At 30.2% G+C, this 22,486-nt stretch carries 21 protein-coding genes; 8 read left to right on the plus strand and 13 right to left on the minus strand.

What is annotated here, in order from left to right:
• Both PBN93_RS14685 and PBN93_RS14690 read right to left on the minus strand, forming a co-directional pair.
• Complete coding sequence (locus PBN93_RS14685; protein ID WP_077399592.1) at nucleotides 1-1,512, minus strand: DEAD/DEAH box helicase; 1,512 nt, start codon at nucleotides 1,510-1,512, stop codon at nucleotides 1-3.
• 149 nt (nucleotides 1,513-1,661) lie between these two features.
• Nucleotides 1,662-2,171, minus strand: a complete 510-nt coding sequence (locus PBN93_RS14690) for a DUF6155 family protein (RefSeq protein WP_077399595.1) — start codon at nucleotides 2,169-2,171, stop codon at nucleotides 1,662-1,664.
• Between the two features lie 188 nt (nucleotides 2,172-2,359).
• Here PBN93_RS14690 and PBN93_RS14695 point away from each other — a divergent pair, with 188 nt between their 5' ends.
• Nucleotides 2,360-3,223 carry a sigma-70 family RNA polymerase sigma factor gene (locus PBN93_RS14695; protein WP_013622496.1) on the plus strand — a complete coding sequence of 288 codons (864 nt, stop codon included), beginning with the start codon at nucleotides 2,360-2,362 and terminating at the stop codon, nucleotides 3,221-3,223.
• A gap of 436 nt (nucleotides 3,224-3,659) precedes the next feature.
• Here the strand turns inward: PBN93_RS14695 and PBN93_RS14700 are convergent, their stop codons facing one another.
• The 7 genes from PBN93_RS14700 to PBN93_RS14730 form a co-directional block, all read right to left on the minus strand.
• Entirely contained in the window at nucleotides 3,660-4,895 is a 1,236-nt protein-coding gene (locus PBN93_RS14700; protein ID WP_271080970.1) for a YaiO family outer membrane beta-barrel protein, read from the minus strand.
• A 30-nt stretch (nucleotides 4,896-4,925) separates the two neighbouring features.
• On the minus strand, nucleotides 4,926-7,253 hold the full coding sequence (locus PBN93_RS14705; RefSeq protein WP_271080971.1) for an LTA synthase family protein: 2,328 nt from the start codon (nucleotides 7,251-7,253) through the stop codon (nucleotides 4,926-4,928).
• Entirely contained in the window at nucleotides 7,254-8,684 is a 1,431-nt protein-coding gene (locus PBN93_RS14710; RefSeq protein ID WP_077399604.1) for a glycosyltransferase family 2 protein, read from the minus strand.
• Between the two features lie 24 nt (nucleotides 8,685-8,708).
• Nucleotides 8,709-10,607, minus strand: a complete 1,899-nt coding sequence (locus tag PBN93_RS14715) for a HEAT repeat domain-containing protein (RefSeq protein ID WP_271080972.1) — start codon at nucleotides 10,605-10,607, stop codon at nucleotides 8,709-8,711.
• Between the two features lie 4 nt (nucleotides 10,608-10,611).
• Nucleotides 10,612-10,986: a response regulator transcription factor gene (locus PBN93_RS14720; protein WP_077399610.1), complete on the minus strand. Its 375-nt coding sequence runs from the start codon at nucleotides 10,984-10,986 to the stop codon at nucleotides 10,612-10,614.
• A gap of 9 nt (nucleotides 10,987-10,995) precedes the next feature.
• The gene (locus PBN93_RS14725) at nucleotides 10,996-12,657 is read right to left on the minus strand and encodes a response regulator (protein ID WP_271080973.1); all 1,662 of its coding nucleotides are present in this window, start codon (nucleotides 12,655-12,657) and stop codon (nucleotides 10,996-10,998) included.
• Between the two features lie 329 nt (nucleotides 12,658-12,986).
• Nucleotides 12,987-13,376 (minus strand): acyl-CoA thioesterase, encoded by a 390-nt coding sequence (locus tag PBN93_RS14730; protein WP_077399616.1) that lies wholly within the window; start codon nucleotides 13,374-13,376, stop codon nucleotides 12,987-12,989.
• A gap of 280 nt (nucleotides 13,377-13,656) precedes the next feature.
• Between PBN93_RS14730 and PBN93_RS14735 the strand changes: the two genes are divergently transcribed.
• Nucleotides 13,657-14,064: a glyoxalase gene (locus tag PBN93_RS14735; protein WP_077399618.1), complete on the plus strand. Its 408-nt coding sequence runs from the start codon at nucleotides 13,657-13,659 to the stop codon at nucleotides 14,062-14,064.
• On the opposite strand, the gene PBN93_RS14740 is transcribed toward PBN93_RS14735, so the two are convergent.
• A complete protein-coding gene (locus PBN93_RS14740) occupies nucleotides 14,056-14,736 on the minus strand; it encodes a DUF2461 domain-containing protein (RefSeq protein WP_271080974.1) in 681 nt (226 codons plus the stop codon). The genes PBN93_RS14735 and PBN93_RS14740 overlap by 9 nt on opposite strands.
• Before the next feature lie 98 nt (nucleotides 14,737-14,834).
• On the opposite strand from PBN93_RS14740, the gene PBN93_RS14745 reads away from it, so the two are divergent.
• Complete coding sequence (locus tag PBN93_RS14745) at nucleotides 14,835-15,629, plus strand: serine O-acetyltransferase (protein ID WP_271080975.1); 795 nt, start codon at nucleotides 14,835-14,837, stop codon at nucleotides 15,627-15,629.
• The gene (gene cysM, locus PBN93_RS14750; protein ID WP_271080976.1) at nucleotides 15,619-16,500 is read left to right on the plus strand and encodes a cysteine synthase CysM; all 882 of its coding nucleotides are present in this window, start codon (nucleotides 15,619-15,621) and stop codon (nucleotides 16,498-16,500) included. Before PBN93_RS14745 ends, cysM begins: the two co-directional genes overlap by 11 nt.
• Before the next feature lie 25 nt (nucleotides 16,501-16,525).
• Here cysM and truA read toward each other — a convergent pair whose 3' ends face one another.
• Complete coding sequence (truA, locus tag PBN93_RS14755; protein WP_077400090.1) at nucleotides 16,526-17,338, minus strand: tRNA pseudouridine(38-40) synthase TruA; 813 nt, start codon at nucleotides 17,336-17,338, stop codon at nucleotides 16,526-16,528.
• Nucleotides 17,339-17,407: 69 nt separating this feature from the next.
• Between truA and PBN93_RS14760 the strand changes: the two genes are divergently transcribed.
• Nucleotides 17,408-17,848, plus strand: coding sequence for a hypothetical protein (locus tag PBN93_RS14760; protein ID WP_077399629.1), 441 nt, complete (start codon nucleotides 17,408-17,410; stop codon nucleotides 17,846-17,848).
• A 191-nt stretch (nucleotides 17,849-18,039) separates the two neighbouring features.
• Entirely contained in the window at nucleotides 18,040-18,525 is a 486-nt protein-coding gene (locus PBN93_RS14765) for a hypothetical protein (RefSeq protein WP_077399633.1), read from the plus strand.
• A gap of 84 nt (nucleotides 18,526-18,609) precedes the next feature.
• Here PBN93_RS14765 and PBN93_RS14770 read toward each other — a convergent pair whose 3' ends face one another.
• Complete coding sequence (locus PBN93_RS14770) at nucleotides 18,610-19,491, minus strand: anti-sigma factor (protein ID WP_271080977.1); 882 nt, start codon at nucleotides 19,489-19,491, stop codon at nucleotides 18,610-18,612.
• Between the two features lie 217 nt (nucleotides 19,492-19,708).
• Between PBN93_RS14770 and PBN93_RS14775 the strand changes: the two genes are divergently transcribed.
• Together PBN93_RS14775 and PBN93_RS14780 are read left to right on the plus strand one after the other, a co-directional pair.
• Nucleotides 19,709-20,401: a response regulator transcription factor gene (locus PBN93_RS14775; RefSeq protein WP_077399639.1), complete on the plus strand. Its 693-nt coding sequence runs from the start codon at nucleotides 19,709-19,711 to the stop codon at nucleotides 20,399-20,401.
• Nucleotides 20,402-20,403: 2 nt separating this feature from the next.
• On the plus strand, nucleotides 20,404-21,891 hold the full coding sequence (locus PBN93_RS14780; protein ID WP_077399642.1) for a sensor histidine kinase: 1,488 nt from the start codon (nucleotides 20,404-20,406) through the stop codon (nucleotides 21,889-21,891).
• Here the strand turns inward: PBN93_RS14780 and hisIE are convergent.
• Entirely contained in the window at nucleotides 21,888-22,484 is a 597-nt protein-coding gene (hisIE, locus tag PBN93_RS14785; protein ID WP_077399645.1) for a bifunctional phosphoribosyl-AMP cyclohydrolase/phosphoribosyl-ATP diphosphatase HisIE, read from the minus strand. The genes PBN93_RS14780 and hisIE overlap by 4 nt on opposite strands.
• Nucleotides 22,485-22,486 lie beyond the last annotated feature (2 nt).

Consider the following 22,486-nt stretch of genomic DNA (forward strand, 5'->3'; position numbering starts at 1 on the left):
TTACATTTTAGATGAAAATTTTTGAGAAATACTTAATCGTAATTTACGCTCATAATCCTCCTCTAACCACTCTTTATAATTTTTAGTATTATTCATTATACAGTAAGAATATTGCCTAACACGGTACTGTATTTCTTCTTTAAGCTTCTTAGCCAAAATACGTGCATCAAAAACATCTTCACTATTTTCTACACATATTTTTGCGTGTTGCTCTATACTTTTTTCCAACACCGATTTAGACTTTAACCCTTTAGCAAAAGCAGCCTTATATTCGGCTTTAATATCAAAAAATATATTTTCTGATTTAGAAAACTCATCTCGTAAAGCTTGAGGCATTTCATAAACAAAATCGCGTTCTATTTCTTCATCATTCTTAATGTTTTCTAAGAAAAAGTCAGGAAAATGAAAGATTTCTTGCCAATCTATAGGTTCACTCCACAACCCAAATCTTTTGGTATTGTTACCTAAATCTATAACGGTAAACTCATCTTTAGTATCAGTCACACGAGAACCACGCCCTATCATTTGAAAATATAACGTTAAAGACCTTGTTGCTCTATTTAAAATAATAGTTTCTACTGTAGGCTCATCAAAACCAGTAGTTAGTATACTTACAGATGTTAAAATAGCGTCTGGTGTTATAGAAAACCACTCTAAAATTTCTTTACGTTCTGCAGCAGAATTTTTATTATCTAAATGACGTATGTTGTAACCTGCTTTTTTAAAGGTTTCATATACGTAGTATGATGTGCTAATACCGTTATTAAATATTAACGTTTTTGTACCTTTAGCCAACTCCTCGTAAGAAGATAGCAACTTGCTTTGCATAGTTTGGTTACTATACAACTCATCTGAAGATTTTACTGTATAATCGCCATTAATACCTAATTTTAGTGTTTTTAAACCAACATCATAACTATATTGGTTAGCTCTAGATAAAAAGTTACGTTTAATTAAAGATTGTATAGACTCGCCAATGATTAACTTTTTATAATTGTCTTTCATTGGTAGCTTAATATTAGAACTAAGCGGTGTTGCCGTTACACCAAGTATAGATGAATCTTTAAAGTATTTAAATAACTTACGAAAAGAGTTGTAATGTGCTTCATCTATAATTACAAGCCCTATGTCTTTTAGCTCTACATTTTCTTCTTGTAGTCTGTTATTTAAGGTTTCTACCATAGCTACAAAGCACATATAGCTATTTTGGTCATTTAAATCTTTAACACTACTATTTATAACTTTGTTATGTACGCCAAAACTATTAAGCATTTTAGACGTTTGTGCACTTAGCTCTATTCTGTGAGTTAGCACTACAACTTTTTTATTTTTTTGAGCTATGTATCTACGGGCAATTTCAGAAAAAACTACTGTTTTTCCACCACCTGTTGGCAATTGATACAACAAATTTGTTCCAGCAGGATTTTCATCAAAATAGGTGAATATTTTGTTTAAATCCTCTAGTTGGTAGTCGTATAATGTTTTTTCTGTAGTTGTTTTCTGTTCTTCCAAATTGGATAACCTATTTTGTAATTAATCGTAGAAAAACGATGTATTAAAGTTTAAAAATAAACCTTGCTAAATTAGGCGATTTTTGTGCTTTTAGAAAACATTAGAGCATAAAACTGATAAAAAATGTAGATAAATACGCTGGTTACTGTTTAATCTATTGCATCTAACGCCTTAGAAAAACCGTCTTTAAATAACCAATTATTATCTTGTGTATGATTGTAAATAACTAAAATACGTTCTTTAAATTCTGGTAGTATTGCATTAACTGCAATGTATTGTATGGCTTGCTCAAAAGAGTTAAGCATACTTTTATAAAAAGCCTCTGGTACATTTTTGTTAACAGAAAACTCCTGTGCAATCTCTAAATTATACAACATTACATCTGCAACTAACGGAGCGTCTACACCTAGCAGTAAAAAGTTTTTAATATATTTTTGAGCAACAGATCTGCGCGCTCTTGGTCTTTTTCTTTTTACCGGAAAATACTCATTTGCTATTTTTAACTTAGCTTCTTGTACTAATTTTTCTTCCTTAGGATTAAAAACAAAACTATAATAAGCTTTTACTGCAGGAAATTTTTCATAAAGCCCTAATAGCTGCTCTTCTAGTTCGTTTTTTTTTAATTCTGATAAATATTTTTTTAAAGCTCGTTTACTCATACAAAAATCTATAAGCCCGAAAGTTACCAAATAAAATAAACCTGAAGTAATTTATTTATATGGTCCTAATTTACAAAAAGTAAGTTTTTCATTAATAAGTAATGTATAAACATTGTGTTAAATGTTTGGAAAATAACATTTTAAAATGTATACTGTACTTTTAAACTTTAAATTAACAGAACAGATATATGAGGCAACTAAAGATCATCAAACAGGTAACCAACAGAGAATCAAAATCACTAGATAAATACCTGCAAGATATCAGCAAAATAGATCTAATTACTGCCAATGAAGAAGTAGAGTTAGCTCAAAAAATACGTGCAGGAGACGAAGCTGCATTAGAAAAATTAACAAACGCAAATTTAAGATTTGTTGTTTCTGTTGCTAAACAATATCAAAATCAAGGTTTAAAATTACCAGATTTAATTAACGAAGGCAATGTAGGTTTAGTTAAAGCCGCTAAAAGATTTGATGAAACTAGAGGTTTTAAGTTTATTTCTTATGCTGTTTGGTGGATTAGACAGTCTATTTTACAAGCCTTAGCAGAACAGTCTAGAATTGTACGTTTACCATTAAACAAAATTGGTTCTATTAATAAAATTAAGAAAGCTTTTTCTTATTTAGAGCAAACACATGAAAGACCACCTTCTGCAGAAGAAATTGCAAAAGAGTTAGAATTATCTGTTAGTGAGGTAAAACAGTCTATGAAAAACTCTGGAAGACATGTATCTATGGATGCACCTTTTAAAGAAGGTGAAGATTCTAACTTATATGATGTTATTAAATACGGGGAATCTCCAAACCCAGATGAAAAATTAATGCATCAATCTTTAAATACAGAAATAAATAGAGCATTAGAAACATTATCACCTAGAGAAGCAGATGTTGTAAAACTATATTACGGTATTGGTGATAAGCACTCTATGACTTTAGAAGAAATTGGTCAGATTTTTGACCTAACACGTGAGCGCGTTAGGCAAATTAGAGAAAAGGCCATACGTAAGCTAAAACACAACTCTAGAAGCAAAATATTAAAAACATATTTAGGTTAATTTTTACTTTAAATAAAAAAAGAGCAACTAATTATAGTTGCTCTTTTTTTTATGCTTTTTAATAAAGTAATTATGTTACTAAGAATAATTTAGCTTGGTAATATTTACTTCAGATAGAATTTCATTTAGGCTCTCTACAAATGATAAGTAAGCCGAGTTGTTTTGGTGTGCCATAACAAAAGATTTTGGGGTTTATTAAATATTAAAATAACAACTACATTTATATGTAATCTAATTCTACTAATTCATTTAGACTTAAAATTTCGTTTAAATCATGTAAGAAGTTAAGGTATTCTTCTCCGTAAGTATCGTATAACATAATAAGTAGGTTATTTGGGTTTCTAATCTGGTCTAAAACTACAGAAACACTTTTGTTGTTACAATAAAATGTGGTGAACTTATTATTTTTTGTTGTGAAAAGCTATCTTTAATATTGTTACCAATTAAATTGATATTTTACCCTTCCGGTTACTGCTAAATAAAACTCATTAGGTGTAAAAATTAACTCTTGTCTTGTAACACCTAATGTTGCTGCAAGTATATTTTTAGTATTTTTTACAGTAAAGTTATATGTAAACGCAGCTTCTTGTGACTCCAAATAAAATATAGACTCTGATAGTAAAACATTATTCTCTGTTAATTGTGTAGTTTCTGGTGAAAAACCAAAGCCAAACTGAAAGTCCAAATAGTTATATTTATCTTTTAGATACCTACGTGCAGTAAAACTGTTAGAAAAACTAATTGTACTATTATTTGCAGGATTAATATAAGGTCTCCATGACAAATAGTAGTTACCAGGGTACCAACTTAAAGAACCTGTAAATACGGTTGCATTTTTACTGTTATATGATAGATACCTAGCTCCTACTGATATTTCTAAGGATTTTGGTAACGATCTGTATAGCTCACCTCCTATTCTGTGGCTCGGAAAAATTTCTGAGTCTGAATATGCATAACTGGCATATGCATACATTTTAGTACCAAGTTTAGGGTAGGCATCTAACTGATACTGTATACCATTTGTATTAAACCTATTACTATAATTAATTGTTGGAATAATATCGCCAAATTTTGTTGTACGCTTATAAGCAATACTAACAGCAGACATTGTGTTATAGACTTTATTAAATGATTGAGCTTCTGTTGTAAGTAAAATTGCATTTTTTAAATCTGAATTTACCACCACAGTGGTATCTATAACCATAGTAGATTGGCTAACTTTAGATTCTGCCTTCTTTAATTCTAAAATTGCATTATTTTTTAATTCTAATAACTCAGTATTATTTTTTAATGTTACTAATCCTTTATTTGCTAAACCAAGTGCTGTATTATAGTTTTTGGCATACAACTCATTCTTTATAGCTGCTATCCAAACTTCTAAATTACTTTTATCTCTAGTTATTATATTATTATAGTGTAACCTGGCTTTGCTATACTGAGCATCCCAAGTCAATGTTTTTGCTAATAAATTTTCTACATCTGTGTAGTTAGGGTATTTAGATAAAATATGTTTTAACGTATCTCTGGCTTGTTTTCTTTTATTAGCAAAAGCCAAATCTCGTGCAACTAAAAAAGAAGCATCTGGATTTCCCATATATGTAGTGTTTTGACTATTACCCGTGGTAATAACCAAAAATGTAAATACTAATAATATGTATATAGAAAATTTCATTACAAAATACTGTAGGTATAGGTATAACGGTTATTTTTTTAGTTCTGTATGTGCCCTTTTTAATTTTATAGATAAGTTTGGTGTATTTACTCCATTTTTAAGCATAATAGACTCTAAATCTATACTCTTAATATTTTGGTTAGACCAAAAATAAACATCTAGTAATGCACTATAGGAGTCATCATATGTAGGATTTGAAGAAATACACTTTAAAAGAATTTGTTCTGCAACATCATAATTTTTGTTCCATGAATTAATTCTCCCTTTTAAAATTTTAGCATCTATGTGACTAGGAATTTCATACAGAATATAGTTGCATAAACGCAGAGCATTTTCTGTATCTCCATTAAATGCCATTTTTTGAGCAGTTTTATAAGCACTGTCAAAACTTTGTCCGTTTAAAACACTATTAATCCAAATTTTATCTTCCTCAGAAAATTGTGTGTTTTCTATTTTAAAAATTGCAGTATGTGCTGGAATTAATTTGTTATATCTAGTTACATAGGAATTTATAGACCTATAATTAACTAATAAATTATAAACACTATCGTTTGTACTTTGTGTTAAATTAAGTTTGTCATCAACCTTATAAATGGTACCCGAAGAATAAAAGTGATTATTATGTAAAAAATCTTCAATTTGATTTTTATCGCGCATTATAGCAATATTTCTGTTTGCCAAAAAATTAGAACTAAAAGGTAAATTATTACCCAACCATGCCACTTTTTTTGGCACACTAATATTATAGCCGTCTGCCAATAAATTAATAAATGACGGTACAATATCTAAATGAGAAGTTACAGCTTTTAATGTTTTTGGAGCTTTTAGCATTGGGCTAAACACTAGTAGTGGAACATTATATTTTTTTAATGCGTTAGTAGCAGGTAAATTCACCAATCTGTGAGTTCCCGTAATTACAAAAATAGTATTTTGGTATTCTTTTTTGTTTTTATAAGACTGAAAAAAGTACTTTAAAGAAGTATCTGTGTATAACATACAAGCCAAAATTTCTTTTGATTTGTTTAATTGATTTTTAATTGTTTTAGATGCTTTAGAACTTTTTATTATACTTTTTACATTTTTTAAGTAAACCGTATTATTTGGTATTATAAAAGGTTCTTGTAAAGATGCTGTTGTGTACACATCAAATTTAGGTTTGTGAGCATTCCTTGGTGTATTTAAACTTTTTTTAAACAGTTCTTTGTCTGGGTAACCTAATGACTGCCCAGAACTATTTACTGGTGTAAGCTTGTAGTTTAAGCCAAAATAGCTGCGGTCTATAAGTAAATCTACTTTTTCATGATAAACAAAATTATCTACATTATTAAAAGAACTATTTGACCCTTGTAAATATGCTGTACTATAACCGTTATTTTTTAATATACTAAACAAGGTTGCTCTGTTAACTTGTTGGGTTACCTCCATAAAACCTTTTTTACCGTGTGGTAAAGAACCTACTACCGCGGGTAATGCTCCAAATTGTTTTCCGGTTGTAGCAAAACAATTTTGCCAATAAAGAGATTTTTGTGCTAAAGAATCTAAAAAAGGCATAAAATTACCATACTTGGAATTTTTGTCTATAAAATCTGCTCCTAGCCCATTTACCATTACAAATACTATGTTTGGTTTACTTGCTAATAAATTAAAGTGATTATTAAAAGTGTTATTAATTTTATAGTCATTTAACAATGGATAAGGTGGGTTGTTTGGATTATCTAAATAAGTATCGTCTTCTAAAAAATTTTGATATAAATTAACTATTAAAAATTGTGTTTTATTTTGGTTTATTGGCTGACCAGAAACAAATAATGAAGCCACAAAAATGGTGAGTAAAAAAAAGGTAAAAGGAAACATTTTATTTACATAATGATAGTACTTAGAGGTAATTAAATATGTGCCATAAAACAAAAATATTAAAATGGTTACAAGTAAAATAAAAAGAAAAGGAACCACTATGTTTGTTGTAATAGCAGATTTAAAATCTACATAATTATAATCTAAAATGTTTGCTCCTAAGGGCACATATGCTCTTGTAAAATATAAGATTAAAAAACACTCTGTTGCTAGTAAAACAAAAAGCACGAAAAAAGTGAATTTATAACCTCTTCCGTATTTAGATTTTTCTAAAAAATAATAAGGTATTACTAGCAAAAAACCAACAAATGCTGCAAAACCTATGTGGTGAGTAATATTTAACAAATAGCTAACACTAAATATGGTATTTATAATGCCTTTGTTAAACAAAACAATGTATTGGTATAACGATAAAATTACCAATACTAAAGCAAATGATATTAACAACCTTGTATAATGTTTTAAGGTTAAATCTGTGCTTGTATGTGGTACCGTAACACTCATTTATGTTGCTTTACTAAATCCTTTACGAGTTATAGTTCCCCAACCAGATTTTATTTTAAATAGTTTTTTATAGTTGCCTCTTACAGCAGAAAATGTTACCAACGGATGAAATACAAAAGGCTCTAAAATTGCAAACAACATTAAAACTAAAATGTCTTTTGTTTTGTATTGATTGTATGCATATACTTCCCAAAATATTGCAAAAAATGAGAACATAACTGAAAACGAGAAAACTGCTGCCGTTATAGCTATAAAAAATTGAAAGTTTAATATGCCTAAATAATAGAATAGAATTATTGATAAAAATCCGAAAAACTCTAACAACGGTGCTAACCACTCATAAAAAAACCAATATGGGTAACTTAACATACCTAACCTACCATATTTAGGGTTAAAAAACATATCCTTATGTTTTGTTAAGGTTTCTAAATTACCTCTAGACCACCTATCTCTTTGGTTTATAAATATTTTAACCTCCTCAGGAACCTCTGTCCAACATAAAGGATCAGGAATATATTCTACTGTATATGGTAAGTCCCTTTCATGCATATACCTACGCATTCTAAAAACAATTTCCATATCTTCTCCTACCGTATTAGTGTCATAGCCGCCAGCAGCTAATGCAATTTCACGATCAAAAAAACCAAATGCGCCAGAAATAATTAGCAAACTATCTATACTACCCCAAGCCATACGCCCTAAAATAAAAGATCTAGTATATTCTAACAATTGAAACTTGGCCAACCAATTTTTTGGTAAACGTACTTCTTCTAGCTCACCACCATCTATAATACAGGAATTAGCTACACGTATAACACCACCAACTGCAATAACTCTTTTTCCTGATCTTTGAAAAAAAGATTTTACTACATGTAAAAGAGCATCAGGCAGCAATAAACAGTCTACATCTATACAGCCAACATACCTGTTATTAGATAGTTGCATACCAGTATTTAACGCGTCAGATTTACCTCCGTTTTCTTTATCTATTACCGTAAGTTTATGAAATGCCTTTTGTTTAGACTTGTATATGCCTCTTATGGGTTTAGACTGCCAATTAGGATCTATTTTTTGCTCTATTTTCACAAGGTCATAAGCGGCAATCATTTTCTCTAGTGTATCATCTTTACTTCCATCATTAACCACCATAACCTCATAATCTACATAGTTTAATGATAAAAGAGACCTCACATTTTCTACAATATTCATACCCTCATTGTAAGCTGGTGCTATTATAGTAATACTGGGCGCTAGCGGAGATGCCATTACCTTAGATAGGTCTCCAAAACTATTTTTTCTTCTGTAGTGTAAGGTATGTTTAGTTGCCAAGTACCCCATTACCGTGTAACCAGAAAATAAGACTATGGTAAACATTAAAAATATAATGTTTATATAATCTACTATAATGGTAAAAAAATCGCTCTGAAACATATGTGGCCAAGTTTTGGCTTAGGTTTAGTTGCAGTTATCTTTATAAAACTCTTCAGATAAAATAAAATTGATATCAAAAAAGCCAAAAACATCTTCTTCTGTTTTTTCTTCTTCTTCCTCTAAAAAGCACAACTCTAAAGGTTTTAACTCTTTAACTAAAGTTGGTTTAATTGGTGTAATAGTTTTTGTAGTATTCGTGTAACGGGCGTTTAGCTCTTCTTGTAAATTTAGATTCTTGTTTATTAGTTTTGATGTAGCATTTTCTTCTAAAGCATCTTGCTCTGCTATTACAGACAATCTATTTTCTATAATAATTTTTACACTTGCAGCTTTCTTGCTAATTTCTATTTCTGGCGCATTTAATAAACTTAATACAAATTGTAGCTCCTTTTCATCGCCTAATGCTCCTATTTCATCAAGTAGAATAAGCTTTGCTTCGGTATCGCATCCATCATACAAGCTTTTAAAAACAGAGTCTGGCAGAGCCTCTTTGGAATTATTAATTAAATTTTCAGGTTCTTTTTTACTTGTGCTGCTAGACTCAGAAACATTAAAATAAACGGTATTTGGTGCTTCTTTTGGTGTTTCTTTTTTAGTTTCTAAAAATTTTATAAACTCTAAATGCTTATCATCATCTATAGGTGCTACCTCTGTAACCACATCTATAGTATCATCTATAGTAAACGTTAAAAGATCTGTCTCCACTATATCATTAACAATTGGTACATTATCTGTGTCATCTGTTAACTGATCTATTGCAGAAGTTAAATCTTTTTCAATCTCGGTTCTTGGTGTTACTGTAACTTCAAGCGGATTTAATGGCTTTTTATCTTCTTTTTGGATTAAAACGGCACTAATATCTTCTAACCCTTCTATTTCTAAATGATTTTCTGGTAATAAACTGTTAATAGCAACTAATGCTTTGTTTTTAACAGCAAAAATTTCTTTACGATTTTCTATAGTATTTAAAAATTGTACATCCTCTGCAAATCCTAAGCTTTCTAAAGCTTCAATAATAAGTAATTTAGTATCGTTTGTACTTGTATTAAAAATCTTTTTTAAAGATTCTCTAGCCTCTACCACATTAAACTCACTAACACACTGTATAGCTACTTGCCTAATTTGGCTGTTTTTATGTCTAATTAATTGAACAATAGAAGAATTAGCGTCACTTTGATCATAATGCTTAACTAAGCGCAAAGCAAAAAGAACAGTATCTACATTTTTAGAAAATAGCCAATTTTTAAAACTAGGCGGATTGTAGTTTTTTTTATTTTGAAGTATTTCTAACAATTTAAGCTGTTGCCATTCTGATATTTTATGCTGAGTTGTGTCTAAAAAATAGTTAATACCCTCATCTTTTAATGACACAATAGCAATAACAGATTGTTTACGAATTACACCTCTACTCCCATTTACAAATTTTGTTATTTTGTTATAAGAGTCTGTAACCTTCATTTGCGTTAACTCTACAATACCTTGTGATATAGTGTGCCAACGCCAACTTTTAAGCTTTTCTAACGCATCATTATCTAAACCAAGATCTTTGTATAATTTGTGAAGAGATTTTAAGGTTTCTCCAGATAAATCTTGACTAAGTTCTACCAATACTTCTGCCAAAATTTTTCTGTTTCGCTTATTTTTAAGCATTTGCCTTATTTTAATCTTTAGGCATACATAATTATTTTTATCTTCAAGTGAAGCCGTTTTTTCATCAAAAAATAGAAATTCACTCACTATTGGACCTAGTTCTCTTTTCTTAATTTTATTACGTTTAACACCTAATGTAATATTGCTTTTTGCATAAAAAGTAATTCCTATGTATAGCAATGCAACAATTGCAAATACAATAGCTAATACCCACAAAAAGTTAACGCCAATTTTTGGTGCTATACTTGTAAATATGTGGTTTAGTATTATCATTTTTTTATACAGGAACGTTTTTTAATACCCTTGCTACACGTATTAACAACTCTGGCGGACTAACAGGTTTTGACAAAAAGTCGTTTGCGCCCATTTCAAAAGCATTTAAAACGTTTTCTTCATTGCCTGCTGAGGATATTATAATTATTGGTAATGATGAATTTAAAGTATTTCTAACATAGTCTATTAGTTCTATACCAGACATATATGGCATCATAATATCACTTATAATTAAATCTGGCGTGTTTTCTACTAAATATTCTTTTACTTGCTTACCATTAATTACAACGTCTACAATGTAACCGCTTTTAGTTAACCTATATTTTAATAGTGAAGAAAGTAATTCATCATCCTCCGCCAACAGTAATCTTTTCTCCATAATATAATTTTATGCTTCTTCTGCCAATCTCAATAATTCGTCATCTAATTGTTGTTCTATAACCGGGTATTCATCTATAAAACAATTGTAAAGAAAATTTAAGTGTTTTACATCTACATCATCTTTAATTGCATTTTCCATTTGTAAAACGCTTTCAAATAAAGCATCAGTTTTCATCATTTTTAAACCTGCTTTAATTTTGTGTGTAGCAAATTTTAAGGCCTCAAAATCTTCATTTTTAATATGTACAATTGACTTTCCTATAAATTCTAAAGCATTATTTTTAAATAATTTAACTAATTCCTGAAGCATTCCTAAATCTCCCATACACTCATTTAAAACAGGTGTTAGGTTTAATTTACGGGTATCTCCATGATCATTAATATGATTACTTGTTAATGTTTCCATATTTGCATTTTTTTGTAATTGCTCCAATAAAGTGTTTAGTAACTCCTCAGAGGTGTAGGGTTTTAATAAAAAATTGGTAAAATTTGAGGTATTAAATTCTTTGCTATTTTGTATATCATCATCGGCAGTAACAGCAATTATTGGGGTATTACTAATTCTTGCGTTTGTATGAGATTTTATTATTTCTGCTATTTCATCACCATTTTTTTCTGGCATTCTCATATCCATTAAAATGATGTCTATAATGTTGTTTTCTAAAATTTCTAATCCGGTACTACAGTTATCTGTTACAAAAGAGGTGCACTGCCATTTGTCTAACTTAAATTCTAGTAATTTTTGGTTTAGTTTATTATCTTCAAAAACCAATACATTAATACCGCTAACACTAGCAATATTAGTTGCTGTAAGCGGTTTTAAAGGCTTTTTAAATGGAATTGTAAATGTAAAAGTGGTACCCACAGATTCTCTGTTAGAAACGTAAATTGTACCATTAAGAGATTCTATTAACTCTTTAGCTACATTTAAGCCTAATCCTAATTTAGAATTATCTTGTCTATAAATATCAAAAATTTCTAATGCTTTTTTATCAGTTATAGTGCCATTGGTATCGTTAACATTAAATTCTAAAATTACATTGTCTGTATAGTTTTCTTTTACTGATGCTGTAACTAAAATTTCTCCCTTAGCTGTAGACTGTATACTATTACCCACAATGTTTAAGAGTATTTGTGATAATTTAGATGGGTCTCCTATTAATTGTTTTGGTATATCAGAATCTATTTTTTTATTTAAAACAAGGTTGTCTGTAGTAATTAATGTATTGCATAAAAACAATACATCATTAACTACATTTTTAAATTTAATAGGTATGCTTAAATTTTCATTTATATCATTGCTAGTAGTGTACCCTATTAAATCTTCAGAAACGTTTAACATAGTGCTAGATGTTGCCTGTATGTCTTTTACAATTTTCTCCTGTTCCATAGTTAAATTACTTTTTAATAGTTTTTCAGTGTTGTTTAAAATACCGTGTAATGGTTTCTTAATTTCACTGTTTGCACGCGTAATTAATTTATCTTTAAACGAGTTGTTTTCTGATGAAAAAGTTGCTTTAACATTACTTTTGTGAACTAAAAGTTTTTTAAAGTTATTTAAAACACCCCTAAGTGCATCTGCTTGTTTTACAGACAATTCGTTAAAAGAAAAACTATCAAGTTTTTCCTGCAAATTGGATAATGAAGTATGTAGGTCTTTCAATTTCAATTTGGGCGAAATTTATGTTGTTAAGTATTAAATTAGACACGTAATCAATTTATTACATTGTAAATCTCAATATTTAACAGAGTCCTACCAATTAAATGTTATATAGGTGCCTTATTATGTTGTGAAACCTCTTTATTTGTAAGTTTATTAGTAACAGAATGTTACAATTAGCCGTTTTTATTGACCTTTTAACCCTATTTCAATACTAAAACCCAAAATCAAATTAAAACTAAAAAATAGTTTTTTTATAAATATTTAATTTTTAAGTGAATACAAAAAAAAAGTCTTAGCTATTAACTAAGACTTTTTAAAATTTATGTTTTTAGGTATTATTTGGCTAACCTGTCTCTTACATATTCAATTTTGGTTTTTCCGTGTGGTTTAGGTTTTCCATCTTCATCTAAATTAACCATAATAATATTATCTACAGTTAATATTGTTTCTCTAGTCATTTTATTACGTACTTCGCAATTTAATGTTAAAGATGATACTCCAAATTTTATAACCTCTATACCAATTTCTACAATATCACCTTCCTTTGCAGAGCTCATAAAATTAATCTCAGACATATATTTGGTAACCACCTTTTTATTCTCTAGCTGTATAATTGTATATAAAGCAGCTTCTTCATCTACCCACGCTAAAACTTTACCTCCAAAAAGTGTTTTGTTTGCATTTAAATCTCCTGGTTTTACCCATTTTCTACTGTGAAATCTCATAATGTACCAATTTAGATTACAAAATTAGGTATTAAAATAAGTACAGGCTATTATCTAACAAAGTTTTAGGAATTTTTAAATTAGAGTCAACTTTTTTGGTTAAACTGTTAATAAAACAAGCAGATAATAATGTTGATACTAATTATACTAGATCTTTTTTATTTTTAATTATTACAACCTATTTATTTAAATGTTAAATGTTTATAACCCCGTTAAAAACTATACTTAAGTATATGTCAAAATAATAGTTAGTTATTGTACCTTTAGTAAAACGCTAGTTATGAACCAAAGATCTACAGATCTCTTGCGCATTAGGCCAGAGATAAAAGCTACTAAAATAGTAGACGGAATTAGTAATGACGAACTTTTTCAGAACAAAACAATTAGACCTATTCTTAAATTACAAAACGATTTAATTTTAGTTGTTTTTAAAAACTACATTAAAAAACACAAAAACAAATTTTACAACTTAACTCTAGAAAAGAGACTTGAGTATATTGAAAACGCCATACAAAGAGACATTAAATTTAGAAATGCACTAAAAGGCATTATTATAGGGCAATTTACTGTAGAAGAGTATGAAGCTTATACACTAAACTCATCTGCACTTAATAAACGTATGATGTCTATGGCTATTACTAGGCTAAAAGACCAATTACAGTATTTTAATGAGCCCGTTTTAGTCTAAAATTGACTCACCATTTAAATTAGTAGTTAATACATCGCTCATTAAATCAAAAAAAGGTCTAATAGCGGCAAATAGCTCGTTTATGGTATCTAAAAAGTTAGCAGACAATACTTCTTTATCTGTAAATTCTCTGGTAAAGATGTATTGTTTTTTGCGTAACAAGTCTATATCATTATGAGCAATATCAAAACCCTTTGGGGCTCTTTTTAACTCTTCTCCTTTAAGTTCTCCCCAAGCATCTTTAAAGGTCTTATTATTAATAATATCTCTAAATTCTTGCGCGTCTAACTCAATTTCTTTTCTAATTCTAAATAAATCTTCTTTATTAGGAGCCCAAAAACCAGTAGCAACAAAACTATTACCTGGTTCTATATGCACATAATACCCACCACGCAAACGTGCTCCTGCCCTAGTAAAAGAACCTGCTAAATGTACTTTGTAAGGTGTTTTATTTTTAGAAAAACGTACATCTCTGTAAATTCTAAAAACTTTAGATTTTTCAATATCATCATGTTCATTTAGCTTTTCTCCAAGTAAGGTAATAAACTCTTTAAACGCATTTTCTTCAACTTTAAATTCTTTTTTATGCTCTAAAAACCATTCTCTTGTATTGTTTTCTTTTAGCTTATTTAAAAAACCAAAGGTATTTTTAGAGATTACATCATTTTTCATAAAAATCTTACTAATCTATTATTTATGCTAAAGTTAACTGTTTTTAAAAGTTTTTTTACCTAAATATTGGTTAATTTTGATAGTTGAATACGTTACATATGACACTAGAATCTGTAATTAAAGAAATAGAGTTGCATAAAAAGCAGCCTAATTTAAACTTTAGTTTAAAAGAAAAAACAGAAGTTTTTACCCAAAAGCTTTTTTATACCTTGTTTGATACCCAAACACCAGTTGCTAAAAATTTAGAAGAGTTAGAGCTTCAGTTTGATGAACTTGTGAATCTTGCTTGCTGGAAACTAGAAAAACCTTGTAAAAAAATTTGGGAGAAATACGTTGTTACCTTACCTACTATATTAGAAAAACTGAATTTAGATGCAGAAGCTATTGTAAACTGCGACCCTGCGTCTTTGTCTATAGAAGAAGTCTATATGGCATACCCCGGATTTTATGCTATTGCCATATACAGATTGGCACATGAATTACACGCCATTGGGTTTCCGTTAGTACCACGTTTAATGACCGAGTATGCGCACAGGCTAACCGGTGTAGATATAAATCCTGGTGCTAAAATAGGAAATTCGTTTTTTATAGACCACGCCACTGGTGTAGTTATAGGAGAAACTGCCATTATAGAAGATGATGTAAAAATATACCAAGGTGTAACTTTAGGAGCACTATTTGTTGCTAAAAACCTAAAGCAAACAAAAAGGCACCCTACTATAAAAAATAATGTTACCATATATGCAAATGCTACTATTTTAGGCGGCGATACTGTAATAGGAGAAAATACTATAATTGGCGGTAATGCTTGGGTTACAAGCTCTATACCTGCCAACTCAAAAGTGTTTCATAAAACAGAAATTAAAATAAAAACCACACAAAATGTCCAATAGTATACTAGATTTAATAGGTAATACACCTATGGTAGAGTCTAAAGTTTTAAATACAAACCCTAACGTTAGACTTTTATTTAAGTTAGAAGGAAATAACCCTGGTGGTAGTGTAAAAGACAGGGCTGCATATAATATGATTAAAAGCGCACTGGACAGAGGTGATATAAATAAAAATACCAAACTTGTAGAGGCAACAAGCGGTAATACTGGTATAGCATTAGCAATGATTGCTGGTATTTTTAATTTAGACATAGAAATTGTTTTATCTGAAGGATCTACTAAAGAGCGTATACAAACTATGCGTGCGTATGGTGCTAAAGTAACTTTAACGCCTGAAAACAAAGGTATTTTGGGGGCCAGGGACTATGCAGATGAGCAAGTAAAAAAAGGTGCTGTTATGTTAAATCAGTTTGGGAATAATGACAATTGGAAAGCTCATTATAAAAGTACAGGACCAGAAATTTGGAAAGATACAAATAATGAAATTACACATTTTGTGTCTTCTATGGGTACAACAGGTACAATTATGGGTACATCTACCTATTTAAAAGAACAAAATAATAGCATACAAATTGTTGGTGTGCAACCAAAAGAAGGAGCAAAAATTCCAGGAATTCGTAAATGGCCACAAGAATATTTACCTAAAATATTTGATGCTTCTAAGGTTGATAAAATTATTGATGTGAGCCAAGAAGAGGCAGAACAAACTACACTTTTATTAGCTAAAAAAGAGGGCATTTTTGCAGGTGTTAGTAGTGGTGGCGCTGCTTTTGCGGCTATAAAACTAGCCAGTACATTAGATAGCGGCACAATAGTATCTATAGTTTGTGATAGAGGTGACAGGTACCTATCATCTGGTTTATTTGGATAAAAATTAAGATGATGCTTACTGTGTACTAAGCATCATCTTTAAAATCTAAACTATGTAGCATTAAACCAGAACCCGGAGCTACAAATGTAAATTTAACCGTACTATTTGGCTTAAGAGCTTCTTCAATATCAGAAATACTTACTTCTCCTTTTCCTAGTTGTATTAATGCTCCCATAAGCATACGTACTTGGTAACGCATAAATCCTTCTCCTTTTATATGAAAGGCGTAAGATTTTTCAGGGAAAAAATTAGCTTTTAAAATGGTATTTTCTCTAATTTCGGCAGAGTTTACACTTCGTATAAACTTTCCGTTTTCTTTAGGTTTAGCTGTAAAACTTTTAAAATTGTGGGTACCAACAAACAAACTTGTCGCTTTTTTCATTAAATCTAAGTCTAAACTATCTTGTATGTTTGCCATAAATGGCGCTGCATACGGATGATTTTTATCGCCAAAAGAAAACAAATACACATACTCTTTTTCTTTGCTATGCTGAATTATATTAAACTTTTCCTTTACGTGCTTTACAGCTACTATTTTAATATCTGAAGGCAAATTTTTATTAAAATCTTTTAAAAAAAAATCTAAATCATGTAACGGTTCACCATCTAAAAAAAGCTCAAAAGCAGCATCTAAAGCAGATACTTTAGCATCTGTACGGCCAGCTCCTAAAATTTTATACTTTCGATCTGGAAGTATAAATTTTAGCGTTTTAGTAAGCATACCTTCTATGGTTTTATATCCGGGCTGCTTTTGCCATCCACTAAATCTATAGCCTAAAAACTGTAATCTAATTAAATAATATTGCTTATTTTTTTTCACGGCAGTAAAAGTATGCATAAATGAAAACATTAAAAAACAACTTATTTTTTGTATTTTACAATTAATTAACAAACAAAACCAACCAAAATGACAAACAAACAAACCGTTAATAAAGTACCTAACTGGTTCTGGATTATTGCTGTTATAGCTTTAATTTGGAATTGTATGGGAGTTATGGCGTATATAACCGAAGCTTATATGTCTGATGAAATTTTCTCATCATTCACAAAAGAAGTGCAAGAACTTTATAAAAAAAGACCATCATGGGTCACAGGCGCATACGCCATAGCTGTTTTTGGCGGCGTTTTGGCTAGTATGCTACTTCTAATACGAAAAAAAGCAGCTAAAACTGTATTTTTAATTTCTTTAGCAGGAGTTGTTGCTCAAAATGTGTATACTTTTTTTATGAGCAACACGCTTAAAGTATTGGGCACTTCATCTATATATTTCCCTATAGTAATTATAATAATTTCAGTTTTACTTTTTTTATTTTCTAATTACGCTAGTAAAAGAGGCTGGCTATCTTAGTTTTTTACAAAGGGATTTGTTTTTTGCATTTATACATATAATCTATACAAGATTACCTTTTATCTATGCCTATACACTTACCCTTATATTTTAGTGTTTAACCGATTATATTTAACTTAATTTAACATATGATATAATTTTGTGTTAGATTAAACATAGAGCCCCCCAGCTTTTTATACTCTAATTATTATATGAAAATACCATCTATAAAAATTTCATGGAAGTTATCTGTCCTTATTTCTGTACTATTACTAATAATTGTTTCCTTTTCTAATTTTTACGGTCTATTAACAGACAAGTTTCACTTTAACAAAGCAGGTAGTTACTTTTTTATATTGTTAGCTACAGTACATATAATATACTTGTATGCTTTTTGGTTTAAACTTACAGAAAATGAATATCCAGACAAGGAAATGAGAAACTTAGAATATGGTTTTTACCTCATATTTGCTTATTATGTATACAAAATGGTAGATATTGCTAGCATAGTTTTTGGATACAGCACATATAACGATCTTATTTTACCAGATCATTTTTTACCTATAGGAATTGCAATTGTACTTGCTTATTTAGGTTTGTGTTTAATTACACTAAAAATATTCTCTATTCGTAAAAATAAAATAGGAAGCTATATTACAGATTGTTACGAGGAGGAAGACTTAGATACATGGCCTTAAAAACCATATTAAAACCAAAAAAAAACAAACAGAAACAAAATAGCCTCTAGTTACCTAGAGGCTATTTTTATTGACTAAAACAAATTATCTTTTAACCCAACCTGTTGGAAAAGAATCACTGTTTAAACTTAAATTATGTGTTGTTGGTGCAGTTTCTTGTCCAGATACACCTACTAATGGTTTAAGTAAAAATGGAGCAGGACTATTATCTGGAGAAGGCTCTACAGAAATAACAACTGTTTTACCTCTAACATCTAAAGGAAAAGTAAATCCTGTTGGTGCATTATTAAAAAAATCTTCACCAGGAATTGGAGGTCCTGGATTAGCTCCACTAAAAGGATTACCAGAATCTTCTGCTTGTACAGTAGGATCCATAAATGTACCAGTTGTAATTGGTCCGTCTTCACCTACTACCCAACCTTCATAAACCCAACCTTCTGGTAAAACAGGTAATTCTAAACCTGTAGCTGGTGGCGCTCCTGGTATACCAAACCAAATACCATATTGGTCGTTCCCATTATTCATACCATCATCTTCGTCTGTCGGTGTTCTTAAAAAGAATTCTCCGCTAGCACCAGTAAAATCACCAACTAAATCTGTTATACTTACAGTTGCAGTTTCAGCTGCAAAAGCTCCAGAAAGCAACTTTGTTGTTGCAGGTGCTGGGTCGTTATCAACTGCTGGTTCTATAGACAATACATAAGCTGTTGCTTGATCTAATGTTTCAGCATCTACACTAAAAGAGGTTTTAGAAGGGTTTCCGTTACTATCTACAGTAAATACACCTGTAGATACCGGAGCTCCATTTACAATTATCCATCCTTCATAAACATAATCGGCACCTAGGTCTTCTAAACCTTCAATACCCATAGTTAAATTTTTAGTTTGCGGCTCGTTTGTGTCATCATCCTTATCACAACTTACTACAAGAGCTGTTGCCATAAATAATAAAAGTAATTTTTTCATTTTTAGAGTTTTTAAGATTATGACACAAATTAACGGGTTGTTTTTAACGATGAAATCACAAAAAAGTAAACTTTACATCCAATTTTGTAAGGTATTTGTGATAACTTCTACCTTTTATTACTATAAATGCTTCAAAAGCCTTAATTTCATTAACAAATTAAACTTTTTGACTTTGTGATAGCTTTGTGATATATATTAACTTTTTTGCATCCATATTATGAAACAGATACTTATTATAGAAGACGATCCAGAAATTATACAATTACTGGAAATACATTTAACAGATATGGTGTATACCACAACTAAAGCTATGGACGGTGAAACTGGTTTAAGTTTAGCTTTAGAAAACGACTATGACCTTATTTTATTAGACCTAACCCTACCAATAATGGACGGAATTGAGGTTTGTAAAAAATTAAGAGCCAAAAAAAATACACCAGTTATAATGCTCACTGCCAAATCTGAAGAAATAGATCGTGTGTTGGGTTTAGAAATTGGCGCAGATGACTATTTAACCAAACCTTTTAGTATCAGAGAACTTTTAGCTCGTATAAAAGCTGTTTTACGTAGATCTGATACTCCTAAAATTGAAGAAAACAACTCTAGTACCTTATCTTTTGATGGTTTATATATTGATATAGATAAACGTAAGGTATTGCTTAATAAACAAAAAATAGACTTATCTCCAAAAGAGTTTGAGCTCTTAGTATTAATGGCCTCTAACCCTGGTAGAAACTATTCTAGGACAGAATTACTTAATATAATTTGGGGTTATAATTTTGAGGGATATGAACACACTGTAAATTCACATATTAACAGACTACGCGCAAAAATAGAATCTAATATGGCACAACCAAAGTATATACTTACTAGTTGGGGAGTTGGTTATAAATTTAACGAAGAAATTTAATTATGGGAGCATCAAAAAAAGTATTAGGAACCAAGCTTATAAAAAAATTATGGCTAGCCTTTATTTTTATTATATTATTAATGGGTGCTTGTTATATACTAATAACCGGGTATTTTGCTAATAAATACAATGAAGCCACAACACAAAAAGTTAATGCAAAGGTTGCAAACCACTTAATAGAGGAAAAATTTCAGAATGCATCTCCTTTTTTAGAAGATGGGAGCGTAAATAAGCCCTTGTTTGGAGATTTAATGCATGACATGATGGCGGTTAACCGTAGTATAGAAGTGTATTTACTAGACAATGCAGGTTCTGTACTTTATTCTGTTGTTTTAAAACATGATGCTAACGAACCTATAAAACACGTTTCTCTTGCCCCAATAAAAGAGTTTATTAAAACAGACGGACAAAAGTATATTTTAGGTGACGATCCTAGAAATACTGAAGAGAAAAAAATATTTTCTGCTGCTCCTTACAAGAGCGGAGATAAAGAAGGATACATTTATATAATTTTAGCTGGACAAGAATTTGAAGCGATAAGTAATAGCCTCCTATCTCAATATTTTATGAAGTTGGGTATTGGCGCTACCCTGCTAACTATGTTATTTGCAGCATTATTAGGATTGTTAAGTATTTGGTTTTTAACTAAAAACTTACGAGTAATGATTAGTACTGTAAATAAATTTCAGGAAGGAGACCGTACTGCGCGTATAAAAAACCCAGAAAAGTCTGATATTGAAGTCTTTGCTAACTCTTTTAATGATATGGCAGATACTATTGTTAGTAATATTGATAAAATACAATCTGTAGATACATTACGTAGAGAGTTAATAGCAAATGTATCTCATGATTTAAGAACACCACTAGCCATATTAAAGGGCTATGTAGAAACGCTTCAAATTAAAAAAGATACACTTACAGAAGAGCAAAAAGATGAATATTTACAAATTACCCATAATAATATAGACCGTTTATCAAACTTAATAAATCAATTGTTTGAGTATTCTAAATTAGAGTCTGAACAAGTTACCCCAGTAAAAGAACCATTTTCTATAACGGAGCTATCCTATGACTTAATAGAAAAATTTAAAGTAATAGCAGAACAAAAGCAAATTACCTTACATATGGATGCTTCTAATGAAAACAACTTTGTGTATGCAGATGTTAGTATGGTAGAACGTGCTTTACAAAATCTTTTAGAAAACGCTATTAAATATACAGAACCAAACGGAAAAGTAACACTAGCTATTAAAAAACAAGCTAAAAAAGTAGAAATTAATATTACAGATACTGGTGCCGGAATACCAATTAATGAGCAACCTTATATTTTTGACAGATACAAGCAGTTAGACAAGTCTGAAAAGAAAAGAGGTGCTGGCTTAGGTTTAGCCATAGTAAAGAAAATAATGGAAATGCATGACACCACTATAACTGTACTTAGCAAACCTAAAGAAGGCAGCACCTTTAGTTTTACATTACCTGTGCACTAATGTCTGTTTTTAAGTACGGTAACAATATCGTTTAATTTAAAGCCTTTTGCTTGTAACAAAATTAAATAATGAAACAATAGATCTGCACTTTCTTCTTTAAACAAGTGGTCGTCATTATCTTTTGCTTCTATTACTACTTCAACAGCTTCTTCACCAACTTTTTGGGCAACTTTGTTAATTCCTTTTCTATAAAGAGATGCAACATAGCTGTCCTTATTGTCTGGGTTATCTTTGCGGTCTGTTATAATTGCTTCTAGTTCCGTTAAAAAACCATAGCTATTATTGTTTTCTTCTTTCCAACACGTATCTGTACCAGTGTGGCAAGTTGGCCCTACTGGGTTTACAGTAATAAGTAATGAGTCATTATCACAATCAACCTTCATAGCTACTAAATTCAAAAAGTTACCACTTTCTTCACCTTTTGTCCATAAACGGTTTTTACTTCTACTATAAAACGTTACCTTTTTTGTTTGGTTAGTTTTATCTACCGCTTCTTGGTTCATATAACCAAGCATTAAAACTGTTTTAGTAGCAGCGTCTTGTACTATTGCAGGTACTAAACCATCTGTACTTTTTGTAAAATCTATTGTCATTT

This window comes from Cellulophaga omnivescoria, assembly GCF_027915275.1.
GTDB lineage: Bacteria > Bacteroidota > Bacteroidia > Flavobacteriales > Flavobacteriaceae > Cellulophaga > Cellulophaga omnivescoria.